At 65.3% G+C, this 13,578-nt stretch carries 13 protein-coding genes; 1 reads left to right on the forward strand and 12 read right to left on the reverse strand.

What is annotated here, in order from left to right:
• The 9 genes from ESZ60_RS09935 to ESZ60_RS09975 all read right to left on the reverse strand — a co-directional run bounded on the left by ESZ60_RS09935 (position 1) and on the right by ESZ60_RS09975 (position 8,600).
• A complete protein-coding gene (locus ESZ60_RS09935; RefSeq protein WP_134680426.1) occupies positions 1-1,614 on the reverse strand; it encodes an ABC transporter substrate-binding protein in 1,614 nt (537 codons plus the stop codon).
• A gap of 34 nt (positions 1,615-1,648) precedes the next feature.
• Complete coding sequence (locus ESZ60_RS09940; protein WP_134680427.1) at positions 1,649-2,569, reverse strand: ABC transporter permease; 921 nt, start codon at positions 2,567-2,569, stop codon at positions 1,649-1,651.
• A complete protein-coding gene (locus tag ESZ60_RS09945) occupies positions 2,569-3,456 on the reverse strand; it encodes an ABC transporter permease (RefSeq protein WP_134680428.1) in 888 nt (295 codons plus the stop codon). Before ESZ60_RS09945 ends, ESZ60_RS09940 begins: the two co-directional genes overlap by 1 nt.
• The gene (locus ESZ60_RS09950; protein ID WP_134680429.1) at positions 3,453-4,049 is read right to left on the reverse strand and encodes an ANTAR domain-containing response regulator; all 597 of its coding nucleotides are present in this window, start codon (positions 4,047-4,049) and stop codon (positions 3,453-3,455) included. Before ESZ60_RS09950 ends, ESZ60_RS09945 begins: the two co-directional genes overlap by 4 nt.
• Positions 4,046-5,134: a transporter substrate-binding protein gene (locus ESZ60_RS09955; RefSeq protein WP_134680430.1), complete on the reverse strand. Its 1,089-nt coding sequence runs from the start codon at positions 5,132-5,134 to the stop codon at positions 4,046-4,048. Before ESZ60_RS09955 ends, ESZ60_RS09950 begins: the two co-directional genes overlap by 4 nt.
• A 712-nt stretch (positions 5,135-5,846) precedes the next feature.
• Positions 5,847-6,269: a hypothetical protein gene (locus ESZ60_RS09960; RefSeq protein ID WP_134680431.1), complete on the reverse strand. Its 423-nt coding sequence runs from the start codon at positions 6,267-6,269 to the stop codon at positions 5,847-5,849.
• A gap of 15 nt (positions 6,270-6,284) precedes the next feature.
• Positions 6,285-6,953: a type 1 glutamine amidotransferase domain-containing protein gene (locus ESZ60_RS09965; protein WP_134680432.1), complete on the reverse strand. Its 669-nt coding sequence runs from the start codon at positions 6,951-6,953 to the stop codon at positions 6,285-6,287.
• Positions 6,954-6,992: 39 nt separating this feature from the next.
• Positions 6,993-8,096: an alkene reductase gene (locus ESZ60_RS09970; RefSeq protein ID WP_134680433.1), complete on the reverse strand. Its 1,104-nt coding sequence runs from the start codon at positions 8,094-8,096 to the stop codon at positions 6,993-6,995.
• A 9-nt stretch (positions 8,097-8,105) separates the two neighbouring features.
• The gene (locus ESZ60_RS09975; protein WP_134680434.1) at positions 8,106-8,600 is read right to left on the reverse strand and encodes a lactoylglutathione lyase family protein; all 495 of its coding nucleotides are present in this window, start codon (positions 8,598-8,600) and stop codon (positions 8,106-8,108) included.
• Positions 8,601-8,695: 95 nt separating this feature from the next.
• On the opposite strand from ESZ60_RS09975, the gene ESZ60_RS09980 reads away from it, so the two are divergent.
• A complete protein-coding gene (locus ESZ60_RS09980; protein WP_134680522.1) occupies positions 8,696-9,580 on the forward strand; it encodes a LysR family transcriptional regulator in 885 nt (294 codons plus the stop codon).
• Positions 9,581-9,622: 42 nt separating this feature from the next.
• Here ESZ60_RS09980 and ESZ60_RS09985 read toward each other — a convergent pair whose 3' ends face one another.
• The 3 genes from ESZ60_RS09985 to aspT all read right to left on the reverse strand — a co-directional run bounded on the left by ESZ60_RS09985 (position 9,623) and on the right by aspT (position 13,572).
• Positions 9,623-9,985, reverse strand: coding sequence for a potassium channel family protein (locus ESZ60_RS09985; RefSeq protein WP_134680435.1), 363 nt, complete (start codon positions 9,983-9,985; stop codon positions 9,623-9,625).
• 219 nt (positions 9,986-10,204) lie between these two features.
• Complete coding sequence (cax, locus tag ESZ60_RS09990; protein WP_134680436.1) at positions 10,205-11,293, reverse strand: calcium/proton exchanger; 1,089 nt, start codon at positions 11,291-11,293, stop codon at positions 10,205-10,207.
• Between the two features lie 587 nt (positions 11,294-11,880).
• Positions 11,881-13,572: an aspartate-alanine antiporter gene (gene aspT, locus ESZ60_RS09995; protein WP_134680437.1), complete on the reverse strand. Its 1,692-nt coding sequence runs from the start codon at positions 13,570-13,572 to the stop codon at positions 11,881-11,883.
• Positions 13,573-13,578 lie beyond the last annotated feature (6 nt).

Genomic DNA, 13,578 nt, shown 5'->3' on the forward strand with positions numbered 1-13,578 from the left:
TCACTCGGTCACGTAGACATAATCGTAATTGACGGGGATCGAGACCGGATCGACGTAAAGCGCGTCGGCCCCGCCCATGCGCGGCGATTTCATCGTGTAGCGCTGCTCGTTGAAGACCGGGGCCCAAGGCGCGTCATCCATGATCTTCGTGTAGATCTCGGACCACATCGCCAGCCGGGCCGGATCCGAAGGGTCCTTGAAACTGTCGGCCTTGACGGCTTCGGCATCCAGCGCCTCGTTGCAGTATTTCGACCAGTTCCAGCCGCCTTCGCCCGCGCCCGCGCAGCCAAGGATCGGGCCGTAGAAATTCGAAGGGTCCGGGAAATCCGCGATCCAGGCCATGCCGCCCGACCAGATCATCGGCGCGGTGCCCGCGCCGCCGGCCTCGATCACGTTGGCCTGCGCGAGGTTCTGCAGCGCGACCTTGATCCCCACCGCTGCCAGATCCTGCTGGATCGCCTGCGCGATGCGCGGGTTCGGGTCGGTGTTCATGACGTAAAGCTCGGTCTCGAAGCCCTCGGCAAGCCCCGCATCGGCGAGCAGCTTCTTCGCCGCTTCGGGATCGAAAGCATAGCCCTTGTAGTCCTTGGCATAGCCGGGCATCGAGGGCGGCAGCGGCTGGCTCGCGGGCACGGCGCGGCCATTGATGATCTGGGTGATGCGCTCCTTGTTCAGCGCCATATTGACCGCGCGGCGCACCTCTGGCTTGTCAAAGGGCGGCTGGGTCACGTTCATGGTGATATAGCCGGTGTGAAGCTGGCCGCCCTCGACCACGCGTGCGGCCTGTTCGGGATCGTTCATCACCTCGGTGAACTTGGCGGGCGGGATGCCGTCGCCGGGAACATCGACCTCGCCCTTTTGCAGACGCAGCAGGGCCACGACCGGTTCCTGCCCGACCTCGAAAGTCACCCCGTCCAGATAGGGAACCCCCTCGCGCCAGTAATCGGCATTCTTGGCAAAGACGAGCCGCTGGCCGATGGTCCATTCGCCAAGGCTGAAGGCACCGGTCCCGACCGGGTGCTTGCCGAAATCCGCGCCATGTTCCTCGACCGCCTCTTTTGGTACGACCGAGGCGAAGTTCAGCGCCATGACATGCAGGAAGGTGGCATCGGGCCGCGACAGCGTGATCTCGACGGTTTGCGGGTCGATGACCTTGACGCCCTCGAGCCCCTTGCCCTCGCCTGCCTTGTCGAAGCCCGCGATCGAACCGAAGAAGCCCGCGCCCGGCGATTGCGTCTCGGGATTGGTGACGCGGTCGAGCGAATATTTCACGTCCTCGGCCACCATCTCGCGGCCATTGTGGAATTTCACGCCCTTGCGCAGATGGAAGGTAAAGGTCAGCCCGTCCTCGGACAACTCATAGCTTTCGGCCAGACCGGGGCGCAGCGTGGTCGTGCCGGGGACGTAATCCATCAGCCCGTCGAAGAGCGACTTGATCATCGACCAATTCTGCCAGTCATAGCCGATCGCCGGGTCGAGCGTCGCCACGTCGTCCTTATAGGTGATGGTGATCGAGCCACCCGGTTTCGCATTGGGGTCCGGGGTGTAGTCCTGCGCCGCGGCAGCGGTCGCAAGGCAGACCGCCAGCGCGGTCGAGGCAAGCCATTTGTTCATCTCATCTCTCCTGTCGGTGTTTGTTTTTTCATTTTCAGCGTAGTCTAATTCGGGGGTCGATCATTGGCGCGATCAGGTCGGCGAGCAGGTTTCCCAGCACGATGGCCGTGGCAGAAACCAGCGTGACCCCCATGATGATCGGGATATCGACGCGCTGGATCGCCTGCCATGTCAGCTGTCCCATGCCGGGCCAGCCGAAGACGCTTTCCACCACGACGAGGCCACCCATGAAGATGCCGATATCGATGCCGATCATGGCGATGATGGGCAGGATCGCATTGGGCAGGGCATGGCGCAGGACCACCCGCAGCCGGCCCAGCCCTTTGGCGCGGGCGGTGCGGATGAAATCGGCGCGCAGCACCTCGATCATCGACGAGCGCATCATCTGCGCATACCAGCCCGAGCCGAGGATCCCCAGCGTCAGCGCTGGCAGCACCAGATGGGCGAAGCTGCCATAGCCTCCGACCGGGAACCAGTCGAGGCGCACGGCAAAGACGTAAAGCAGAAGCAGGCCGACGACGAATTGCGGTGCCGAAATCACGGCGAAACTGCCCAGCATCAGGCCATGATCCAGTGCGCGCCCCTTGCGCAGGGCCGCGATCACGCCCAGCGTCAGCCCGATCGCCAATTCGCAGGCAATGCCCCCTGCCATGAGCAAGAGAGAAGCCGGCAGGCGAGCGCCGATCAACGCGGCCACCTCGGTCTTTTGCAGATAGCTGCGCCCCAGATCGCCTTGCGCCAGATGCCCCAGATAGCGGCCATATTGGACCAGGAAGGGCTGGTCCAGCCCCAGTTGCTGGCGGATGTTCTCGACCGTCTGGGCGGTCGCCGAGCGTCCGGCGATCTGGCGCACCGGATCGGCGGGCAGGACGTAAAGCAACAGGAAGGTGACGAACGAGACCCCGAGCAGGATCATCCCCGACTGGATCAACCGACGCAGCAGATAGGCGATCATCAGCCTCGTCCCCGCTGTGTCGGGTCGAGCACGTCGCGCAGGGCATTTCCGATCAGGTTGAAGGCCAGGGCCAGAGCCACGATCGCCGCGCCGGGAATAAAGACAAGCCAAGGCGCGGATTGGAAATAGGTCTGGTTCTCGAAGATGATATTGCCCCAGCTTGGCGTCGGCGGCTGCACACCCACGCCCAGATAGGACAGCGTGGCCTCCAGAAGGACGGTGGTGGAAATCCCCAGCGTGCCCCAGACGATGACGGTGGGCAGCAGATGGGGCAGGATATGGAGAAAGAGAATCCGCCCCGGCCCGGCCCCCAGCGTGCGCTCGGCCGCGATGAATTCACGCGCCACCAGTGCAGAGGTCTCGGTATAGGTCACGCGGGCGGTCTGGACCCAGTTCACCAGCGCGATGACCAGCGCCACGATCCAGAGCGAGGGCGTAAAGATCGCGGCAAGGCAGATCGCCAGAAGCAGCGCCGGAAAGGCCATCATCAGATCGGTCAGCCGCATCAGCACCGCCCCGGCCCAGCCGCCCGCAAATCCTGCCGTCACCCCGATCAGCGTGCCGATCGCAAGCGCGATCCCGTTCGCAACAAGGCCGATCACCAGCGAGGTGCGCGCGCCGTAAAGCAGCCGGCTGAACAGGTCACGGCCCAGAAGATCGGTGCCGAAGAGATAGGCGCCTCCGGGAGGCAGGGGCGCGCCCTCCAGCGTGAGCCCGTCGAAAAGCTGCTCGGCCGGGGGGTAGGGGGCGATCAGCGGGGCGAAGACGGCTGCCGCGACCATGATCGCGACGATGGCCATTCCCAGCACGGCAAGCTTGCGGCGCAGCAAGCGGTCGAGCGCGCCGGCGGTGCGGTTTCTCGCTGGGGGCATCGTGGTTTCGCTCATGGGCGCAGGCTCAGGCCGGGGCGTGGCATGGCGACGACACGTTCGGCCGCGGCCTCGAAGCTGACGCGCCAGGCCATGGCCATGCCGCGAAGCTGGGCATAGGCCTCGTCCTCGGTCTTGCCCATGCCCATCAGGGCGGCGACGGCGCGCACCACGGTCTGGCGCTGTTCGAGCCTGCGGCGCAATTCCTCGATCTCTGCCATCAGGGACTTGCGCGCCTCGAAGGCGGCCCGCGCGGTCAGCAAAGCCGAGAACACCCCGGCATCTCCGATCGGCTTGAGAAGCTGGGCATCCGCCCCGGCATTCAGCGTCCATTCGATCCGGCCCGGCGCTTCCGAGCCGATCAGCGCGATCATCGGCATCGGCGCCTGTCCGGGCAGCCAGGGAAACTGGCTGTCATGGCCGTCATCCGCATCGAAAAAGGTGAAATCCGCCGCCACCGCCGAGGCGGGCAGGTCCGGCCAGGCCTGTTCCACGACAAGGCCGATGGCCGCCAGCTGGCGTTCCAGCGCCTGCAGCCCCGGATGAGGCCGGTGCAGGATGATGGCGCGCGCACCGCCCAGATTCTGACTGCGCAGCCGCTGTCTTTTCATGGCACGGCCCTGAGTTGCTGGGGGTGGAAGGGAATGGCGCGGCCCTGCGCCAGATAGGGATCACCGGCCACCGGCACCGAGCGGTGCAGCAGCCGGAAGCCGCCATTGCGGACCTGCGCGATCAGCACGGGCAGGCTGCGATGATGGGTGCGGCGGTCGATCCCGGCCCGGTCCGCGGCGCTTTCGTCGAGCATGGCCGAGATGGGCAGCGATTCCGCACCCGGCCGGTCCGCAAGCAGCCGTGCCAGCATCCAGACCGAGGCATGGGCGGCCGCCTCGAAGGACGAGCGCGCGGTGCAGCCGGACCCGCCCTCTGCGTCGAAATGCGGCCCGGCCGCGATCAGGCCCTCGGCATCCGCGCCGATCTCGGCCAGTTCGCATTCGGTCAGGTTGCAGGACAGGATGGGGCAGGTCTCGGGTCGGAAATGGGGATCTTCGCGTCCCAACGCGGCATAGGCCCGCAGAAAGGCATATTGGCTATCGCCGATCAGATTGTTCAGGATGAAGCCGGGCCGGGTCGCGCGGATCTCGTCGATCAGTCGCGTGGGATCGGTTTCGCCGACGGGCAGGTAGCGCTCGCCCAGGACCGCGCCGCCTGCATCGGTGATCACTTCGCGGGCAAGGCGGTTCATCTCCCAGCCCCAGATGTAGTTCGAACCGGTCAGATAGGCCCGGCGGCCGAAGCGGGCAAAGCACCAGCCGAGCAGCGGCAGCAGATGCTGGTTCGGGCAAGCATGGGTATAGACCACGCGATCCGAGGCCTCGAACCCCTCATAGGGCGCGGCATACCACAGCGTGCCGCCCGCGCGATCGAGGGTCGGGATGACTTCCTTGCGGCTCGAGGACGTGACGCAGCCAAAGATATGGCGCGCCGGGCTCTGACGCAAAATCTCGTCGCAGAGCGGGGCGTAGCGATCGAGATTGCCGCCCGGATCGCGTTCGACCGCATGGAAGCGAAGGTCGAGCGCGGGATCGCCCTCGATCTCGGCCATGGCCGCAAGAACGCCGCTGCGACAGGCCAGCGAGATCAGCCTGTAGCTGCCTGTCCGCGAATAGAGCAATCCGATGCTGATCTGACGTTTCATGCGCCCCGAAATGTGAAAAGGCCCCGACTCTCTGGCGTCGCTTTGCGGCGACGTCAGAAATCGGGGCCCGAATGCCTGTTATCTGCTCACAGTGAACGCAACGGTTCCGCCTGCGTCAAGTGATCTGTCGGAAGTCCGGTTGATTTCCGGGCAAAGCATCCCGGCAAGGCAGGTCTGCCGGAAAATTAATCTTGAGGTGAGATCAGAGGCAAGGAGCCGTCGCAGCGCGGCCCGCCGGAATGGCTTGGGCCGATGCCCGCCCCGAGGAATAACCCGTAATGGGATGGACCGCAGAAAGTGCCGGTGCATATCCCGATTGCTGGGGCATGGTCCGCGCCCGAAGGCGACGGGACGTCCCCATCGGGCCTGCCCATGCCACGGAAGGCGCGCAGAAAAGCGAGTTGCGACGACCTGACAGTTCCGCGCGCTTCACCCGGCGCCGAATATACCGGCCTTGAACAGCCCTGTTGGTGACCTGAGCCGCAGGCATTTGCGCAGGGGCGTTTGGATTTGAGTACCGCGCGGGAAAAGCATCCTGCGGCAAGCCCTTCGGAATTGGTCTGGCCCGCAGCAGAACTGACCATTCTACGGGCGTCCCAAGGGATCGCCGGTTGATCACTTTCATGAAGCGCACAGGGCGGGGGCTGGTCGGTGCGGGCGTGGGCAGATCTACAGGGCCTATGTCCGCGTGACGTCACCGGGCGGGACCTCGTCAATCGCGCTTCCAGTCCTGCAATGCGCCCGAGGCCGAATATTCGGCCTTGAAACGATTGCCGTCGCGATCGCGACCCTCGATTTCGATGCCGTCATCGTCGAATTCGATCTGTTCGAGCCCGGCACCCGCCAGCCGCGCGTCGGCGCGCATGGGTTCTGGCAGGACCGGCGCGACAGCCTCGAACGGCAAGAGGTCGCGATCCTTCGCCTCGACCTCCTCGAGGCGGCCATCTCGGTGGTAGTCCAATTCGACCCGGACGCCGCCGGGCAGGGTGCCCGAGGCATCGGGTCCGCGTTCGTCGGGATGCAGGATGACTTCTGAAAGCTTCAATGCGCGGACCTCATCCGGGGCGGAGGTCTGGGCAATGGCAGGTTGCGCGGCGAGGACCGCTGCAGCCAAGGCGAGAAATCCAGACTTCATCTCATCACCCTCCGTTCAGCCCTTGACGAGGCGGGCGATGGCGTCGCCCACGGCGGTCGCGGATTGCGGGTTCTGCCCGGTCACCAACCGTCCATCCACCGCCACCTTTTCGGTCCAGTCGGGGCCGGGCTGCATCTTCGCGCCCAGTTCCGCAAGCCGGGTGGACAGCAGGAAGGGCACGACCTCTTCCAGCCCGACGGCGCGCTCCTCGTCATCGGTGAAGGCCGCGACCTCGCGGCCCGCGACGAGCGGCTGGCCATCGGACAGGGTGACGTTGGTCAGCGCCGCCGGGCCGTGGCAGACCGCGCCGACCACGCCGCCCTGTTCCCAGACCGCGCGCGTCACGTCGTTCACCGCCTGCGTCACCGGAAAGTCCCAGACCGCGCCATGCCCACCCGCAAAGAAGATCGCGGAATAATCGGCCGGGTTCACCTCGGAGAGCTTCACGCTGGCCGCGATCCGCGCACGAAAATCGGGGTCGTTCCAGTAGCGGGCATTGGTCGCGTCTTCGAGGTCGAACCCGTCGACCGGGGGCTCGCCCCCCTGGATCGAGGCAAAGGCCACCGGCAGGCCCTCGGCCTCGAAGACGGCCAGAGGATGCGTCACCTCCGAGAGGTAATAGCCGGTCGGGCCGTGGCCCGCCTTGTCGCCATGCGAGGTCATCACGATGAGGATGGGTTTCATGGGGATCTCCGTTTTCTTTGGGGACACAACGTCGGGGGATCAGGCCTGTTCCAGCCAGGTCGGCCAATCCGTATAGGCGCGTGCGTCGCCGCCATAGAATGTGGCGGGATCGGGCGGCGTCAGCGGCCAGCCGTGGCGCAGGCGCTCGATCAGGTCGGGATTGGGGATGAAAGGCGCGCCGAAGGCGGCCATATCGATCAGCCCCTCGGCCAGCATGGCATTGGATTTACGCAGGTCCATGCCGCCCGCAAGGATCAGGGCACCGGGGAAGGCCGCGCGGAACTTCTGCAGAAAGCCCTGAGGCATGGCGGGCGCGCCGCGCGAGGCCTGATCCATGACATGGATGAAGGCAATGCCGCGTTCCGAAAGCGCGCGGGCCAGCGTCAGGAAGGTCTCTTCCTCGCCCTCGAAATCGCCAAGTTCGTGCAACCGGCCAAAGGGAGACAGGCGGATGCCGACGCGCTCGGCACCGATCCGGGCGATGCAGGCATCGACCACCTCCAGCGCGAAGCGGATGCGGTTCTGAACATTCTGCGCGCCGTAGCGGTCGGTCCGGTCATTCACCGCGCCGTTCAGGAATTGCTCGACCAGATAGCCGTTTGCGCCATGGATCTCGACGCCGTCGAACCCCGCCGCAACCGCGTTTTCCGCGGCGCGGGCGAAGTCCCCGACTACGCGGGCGATCTCGTCGGTTTCCAGCGCGCGGGGTTTCGAGGCAGGAACGAAGCCCGCCGCGCCATTCGGAAGATAGCCGAAGGCCGAGGACTTCACCGCCTGCTGCCCGGTCGAACTGACCGGCGCGGCCCCGCCCGGTTGCAGCGAGACATGGCTCATCCGGCCGACATGCCAGATCTGGGTGAAGATCGCCGCGCCCTGATCATGCACGGCCTGCGTCACCGGTTTCCAAGCCGCGACCTGTTCTTGCGACCAGAGGCCCGGGCAATCGACGAACCCCGAGCCCTCGGCCGAGATCACCGTGCCTTCGGTCACGATCAGCCCGGCATTGGCGCGCTGCGCGTAATATCGCGCCATCTCGGGCGTGGGCAGGTTGCCCGGCGCGCGGGCGCGGGTCATCGGCGCCATCGCGGCGCGGTTCTTCAGCCGCAGCGGGCCGATCTGGATGCTGTCGAAAAGATTGGGCATGTCAGGGTCTCAGTTATAGGCGCCGGCGGAATAGGTCAGTTCGTAGCTATGCGAATAAAGCTCGAAGACGATGCCGAAGGGGTCCTCGACATAGACCATGCGATAGGGCTTCTCGCCGGGGAAATATTCGCGCACCGGCATGCGCTGCTTGCCTCCGGCGGCGACGATGCGGCCAAGCAGCCCTTCCAGATCGGGGTCCTGAATCGCGAAATGGAACAGGCCGGTCTGGCGATAGGGCAGGTTGTTGTCGGGCGCGTGATTGCCGGCGAATTCGAACAGCTCGAAGCCGATCCGGTCGCCGGTCGCGAGATGGGCGATGCGGATCTTGCTCCAGCCGGGGCCGAAGACATCGTTGCACATCACGCCGATATCGCTGCCATCCTCGATGATCTCGGTCGGCGACATGATGACGTAAAAGCCCATCACGTCGCGATAGAATTCGACGGCGCGTTCGAGATCGGGGACGGAAAGGCCGATATGCGAGAAGGTGCGGGGCGTGGGCATGGGGTCTCCTGTCTGCTTGAAGGAAAACTGGGGTTGCGCTGTCGGTTTGTGAAATTATCATTTGAACGGATAATAATTACATTTCGGAATGAATGATGCTGAATGGTCAATGGCTCGAAACCTTCGTGACGCTTTGCGAGGTGGGGCACTTCACCCGCGCGGCCGAGCGGCTGAACATGACCCAGCCAGGTGTCTCGCAGCAGTTGAAGAAGCTGGAACAGCAGGTCGGGCAGGCACTGATCTCGCGGCAGGGAAAGAGCTTCACCCTGACCCCGGCGGGCGAGTCCGTGCTGGCGCTTGGCCTGCGCCGCCGCGATGAGGAACGCGCGCTGCGGCAGGCTTTGACGCAGGACGATCCCCATGCGGGCGAGGTGACTTTGGCCTGTTCGGGCAGCCTTGCCTTGCTTCTTTACCCGCATCTCTTGGAGATGATGTCGCGCGCCCCGCAATTGCTGATCCGCCTGGAGGCGGCACCGCAGGCCCGTATCCTCGAAGGGGTTCTGGCGGGCGGGTACGACCTTGGGATTGCCGATCACGCGCCCGGCCATGCCCGCTTGTCGGGCGAGCGGCTGGGCCATGACGAGTTGTGCCTGATCCTTCCTGCGGGCGCGCCGGAAAAGCCCGGCTTCGAGGATCTGCAGCAGCGCGGCTTCATCGCCCATCCCGACGGCTACGCCCATGCCGAAGAATTGCTTTCCGCGAATTACGCGAGCGATTTCTGCGGTGTCGAGCAGCTGCGTTTGCGCAGCTTCATCAACCAGATCGGCCAGATCCCCGAGCCGGTGGCGCGCGGCATGGGCTACACGATCCTGCCGCGCAGCGGGATCGATGCCTCGCCGCTGAGCCGGCACGTGAGCGTGGCGCGGCTGGCGCAGCCCGTGCGGCATGAGCTTTGGGCGATCCAGCGCAAGGGCAGGGTGCTGCCGGCCCGTGCGCTGCGTATCCGCGAGGTCATGGCGCGTGCCATTGCGACGCTATGATCGGTCCTGCGCCCTTGGCCGGGGGCTTGGGCAGGAGTCTGGTCAGTCTTCTCGATCTGGGGGGGCGTCGCGCCGTTCCTCGGTGATCTCTAGCTCGCGCATGATTGCCTGTGCCAGCGAGGTCACGGTCAGAACAAATATGCCGATGCCCACCAGCAGAAAGCAGATCGCGCAGATCTTGCCCAGCGATGTCTGCGGCGTGAGGTCGCCGTAGCCCACCGTCGCCATGCTGACGATCGAGAAATAGAAGGCGTCCAGAAACCGCCACTTCTCGATCAGCATGAACAGTCCGGATTGCACCAACGCGATCAGCAGGCAGACCAAGATCAGCGCCTGCACGCGCGGGGTCCGGAATGCGGCGAAAACGGCGAAGAACAGCGCGGCATAGGCATGGAAGATGCGCATTTCTCACCCTCCCGGGGCGCGGGCTCTGCCGGCAAGAATAAGTCCATTCAAGATCATGGCAAGCCCGAGGCGCTACGTCTTGCTGCAAGGCCGTCGGCATGAGCTGGCTGCGGCAAATCTGCACGACACTGCCGACGCCAACAGAGGGTCAGGATGCTTGCTCGGCATTTCCAGCCCCTCGGCCAGGTTCCTTGGCAGGGCACGGCAAGCCGCCGGTCCTCATTGCGCGGGCGGCAGGACATAGAGCGTCAGGCCGAAGATGGCATAGACCATCAGCACCAGAACGCCCAGGAACCATGTCGACCGACCGCCATTCGTCAGCATCGCGGCCGAGATCGCCGCGATCAGCATCATCACGATCGCTCCGGGCCAGAAATCCAGTCCCATCGGCGCGGGTCCGATCAGATAGCTCAGCAGCACCAGCAACGGGCCGACGAACAGCGCGATCTGCGCGGCGCTGCCGAGTGCGATGCTGACGCTGAGATCCAGCCGGTTCTTGCGCGCGGCCGAAAAGGCCGAGGCGAATTCGGCAGCGCCTCCGACCAGCGAGACGACGATGAATCCGACAAAGGCGGGGGTCAGCCCCAGCGCCGCGCCCGCGACCTCGACCGAGGCGACAAAGACATGGCTGACCAGCGCGACCAGAACCGTGACCACAGCCAGCGTGCCCAATGCGAGGCCGATGGGCAGGGCTTCGCCATGCGCCTCATGCCCGGCGCTGGCAAAGGCCTCGCGGTGGGTGCCGAGCGAGAAATACAGCCCCAGCCCATAGCCCGCGATCAGCAAGATGGCCAGCATCGCGCTGAGCCGCTGGATCGCGCCCGGATCCGCCACATGATCAGCCGTCGCCACCGCCGAAGGGACCAGCAGGGCAACCGTCGCGATGAACAGAAGGCTGGCCTGAAAACGCGCCCCGACGCGGTTGAATTCCTGCACATGATGGCGCAACCCGCCGAGCAGAAAGGACGCGCCCAGCATGAAGAGCGCGTTTGTGACGATCGCGCCCGCGATGGATGCCTTGACCAGCGCATATTGCCCCGCCGCCAGCGCGGTCAGGGCAATGACCAACTCGGTCAGGTTGCCCAGCGTCGCATTGATCAACCCGCCCGCCGCATCGCCTGTCCTCTCTGCCACGGATTCGGTGGCCAGGCTCAGCATCGCGGCCAGGGGGAGGATGGCGAGGACCGAAAGCAGGAAAAGCAATGTATGCGCCTCGGGGCGTAGGATCTCGACCGCCAGAACGATAGGGACAAAGAGCAGCAGCCAAAGCAGCGGGGTCGAGCGGATCTTTGCGAAAAGCTGGGTCATTCGCGCCTCGTCAGACGGTAAGGATCATAACGTGACCAAGTCGCGCCAGCCTATCATTGAAGATCGCATAGGCACGGTATTTTCGAGGGTGGCCTCCTGACAGCCGGCCCTGCGCGGACGCGTGTTTCCCCCAGCGCGCCGCCTGTCATCGCAGGGCCTATCTACCGAACATGTCGGGCGGCGCGGCGGGACAAGAGGATGCGTGTTGCGCCGGATGCGCCCGATATCCCTCATGGCGCGGGCCTGGGCATTTCGGACAAGGTGGCGGGAAGCGCCGCCCGATGGCGGGATCGCGCGCCCAATCGGGTCCGACCGCTTGGGCGCGCTTGAGCCGGCGCAGCAGGACACCCCCGAAACGCCTGCGCCGCGCGGGCGAGTTTCTGTGACGGCGGCACTCCGGCGAACGAGGGGGAGAATCAGGACGCAACCCGAGAGACAGGCATGGGCAGCGTCGACATTGCCCGGCCATGCGCCGACGCGGTCGGTCGGGCGTGTCATGCCGTCCCGGACCTTGCTCAGGGTGATCCCGCCCGCCAGAATTTCGCGCGCCCCGACCGGGCCAGAGATTTGCGCCTGCCGCATTGCAGTCACAGGATCAGCAGCACGATCACCAGCCCCCAGAGCGTCAAGAGCGTGTTGCTGACGGCATAAGGGACAGTATAGCCTAGCATCGGCACGTCGCTTTTGGCGACCTCGCCCACCATGGCGACCGAGGCCGTCGAGGTCCGCGCCCCGCCGCAGCAGCCCAGATTGATCGCGTCGTCGAAGCGGAAGATGTACTTGCCGATATAGGGCGCGAGCAGCATCGGCATGGCGGTCGCGAAAAGCCCCCAGAGGAACAGCCCGAAGCCCGCCTCTTTCAACCCGGCGATGAAGGTCGGACCCGAGGTGATGCCGACGATGGCGATGAAGACATTCAATCCGACCGAGTTCATGAACCACAGGGTCGGCTGCGGGATATTGCCGATCTGCGGCTTCACGGTGCGCAGCCAGCCCACGATGATGCCAAGGATCAGCGCCCCTCCCGAGGTGGAAAGCGTGATCGGAATCCCCCACACCGGCAGGACATAGGCTCCGATCAGCCCGCCGATGCAGATCGACAGCCCGACCAGAACCATATTTGTCACCGTTTGGGGCCGGTCGGCAAAGCCCGCCGACTTGACGAATTGAGCGACATGGGCAGTCGATCCCGCGACCCGGACGATATCCCCGCGATTGAGCTTGGTCCTGGGCATCACCGGGATGTTCACCGACATCGACCCACGCCGGATCGAGTTCAGATAGACCCCGCGGGTAAAGGGCTCTTTCGCAAGCTCGATCAGTTCCTGCCCGTCCAGCGCCTTGCTGGTCAGGACCACGTCCACGGCCTCGACCGGAATGTCGAGAAGCTCGCGGTCATCGACCTCTTCGGTCGCGCCAAACAGCTTCACCAGCACGTCGCGCTTGCCCGAGACCGCGACCACGTCCCCCGCTTTCAGCATCGTCTCGGGGCCGGGGGTGACAAGCTCGCCGTCCCGACGGATCCTCTCGATGAAGATGCGCTCACCCTCGGCCAGCGCCTCGGCCGCGGCGGGGGTGCGACCGACCGCGATGCCGCCCTCGCGGACACGATAGGCGCGCAACTCGCGGGCGCGCCACGCGCTGAGATGGCTGGCATCCTTGGTCCCGCCCGCCAGCACCTCGCGCTCATAGCGGGCGCAGGCCTCGGCGATATCGACGCCCAGCATCTTGGGGCCGAGGAATGCCAGAATCCAGCCGGTGCCGATGGTGCCGAACAGATAGGTGATGGCATAGGCCACCGGCATCAGGTCCAGCTCGGCCGTGGCCTGTTCCGGGGTCAGTACCGAATTGTTGATTGCATCCGTCGCCAGCCCCATCGAGGCCGAGATGGTCTGCGTCCCGGCCAGTAGCCCCGCCGCCAGCCCGGCCCCGTAGCCCGAAACCTTGGCCGCGATCCACACGCCCGCCAGACAGAGCACTGAGACGACAACCGCGAACAGCGCCTGCGGCGCGCCGTCGGTGGCGATGCCGCGCACGAATTGCGGCCCGACCCCGAAGCCCACCGCAAAGAGGAACATGATGAAGAAGATCGATTTCACCTGCCCAGAGATTTCGATCCCGATCTGGCCGATGACGACGCCCGCAAGCAGCGTGCCGGTCACAGCGCCCAGACTGAAGCTGCCGAAGCGCCGCGCCCCGATCCAGTAGCCGATCGCCAGCGTCAGGAAGATCGCAAGCTGCGGGTTGGCGCGAAGCGTTTCCGCGATATAGCTGAACATGACTTC

This window comes from Paracoccus ravus (genome assembly GCF_004522175.1).
In the GTDB taxonomy this organism is placed as follows: Bacteria; Pseudomonadota; Alphaproteobacteria; order Rhodobacterales; family Rhodobacteraceae; genus Paracoccus; species Paracoccus ravus.

Excerpts from the sequence above, each read along its gene's own strand:
- cax (WP_134680436.1), bottom strand. The coding sequence starts at position 11,293 with ATGACCCAGCTTTTCGCAAAGATCCGCTCGACCCCGCTGCTTTGGCTG.
- ESZ60_RS09950 (WP_134680429.1), bottom strand. The coding sequence starts at position 4,049 with ATGAAAAGACAGCGGCTGCGCAGTCAGAATCTGGGCGGTGCGCGCGCC.
- ESZ60_RS09980 (WP_134680522.1), top strand. The coding sequence starts at position 8,696 with ATGCTGAATGGTCAATGGCTCGAAACCTTCGTGACGCTTTGCGAGGTG.
- ESZ60_RS09975 (WP_134680434.1), bottom strand. The coding sequence starts at position 8,600 with ATGCCCACGCCCCGCACCTTCTCGCATATCGGCCTTTCCGTCCCCGAT.
- ESZ60_RS09945 (WP_134680428.1), bottom strand. The coding sequence starts at position 3,456 with ATGAGCGAAACCACGATGCCCCCAGCGAGAAACCGCACCGCCGGCGCG.
- ESZ60_RS09985 (WP_134680435.1), bottom strand. The coding sequence starts at position 9,985 with ATGCGCATCTTCCATGCCTATGCCGCGCTGTTCTTCGCCGTTTTCGCC.
- ESZ60_RS09935 (WP_134680426.1), bottom strand. The coding sequence starts at position 1,614 with ATGAACAAATGGCTTGCCTCGACCGCGCTGGCGGTCTGCCTTGCGACC.
- ESZ60_RS09965 (WP_134680432.1), bottom strand. The coding sequence starts at position 6,953 with ATGAAACCCATCCTCATCGTGATGACCTCGCATGGCGACAAGGCGGGC.
- ESZ60_RS09955 (WP_134680430.1), bottom strand. The coding sequence starts at position 5,134 with ATGAAACGTCAGATCAGCATCGGATTGCTCTATTCGCGGACAGGCAGC.
- ESZ60_RS09960 (WP_134680431.1), bottom strand. The coding sequence starts at position 6,269 with ATGAAGTCTGGATTTCTCGCCTTGGCTGCAGCGGTCCTCGCCGCGCAA.
- ESZ60_RS09940 (WP_134680427.1), bottom strand. The coding sequence starts at position 2,569 with ATGATCGCCTATCTGCTGCGTCGGTTGATCCAGTCGGGGATGATCCTG.
- ESZ60_RS09970 (WP_134680433.1), bottom strand. The coding sequence starts at position 8,096 with ATGCCCAATCTTTTCGACAGCATCCAGATCGGCCCGCTGCGGCTGAAG.
- aspT (WP_134680437.1), bottom strand. The coding sequence starts at position 13,572 with ATGTTCAGCTATATCGCGGAAACGCTTCGCGCCAACCCGCAGCTTGCG.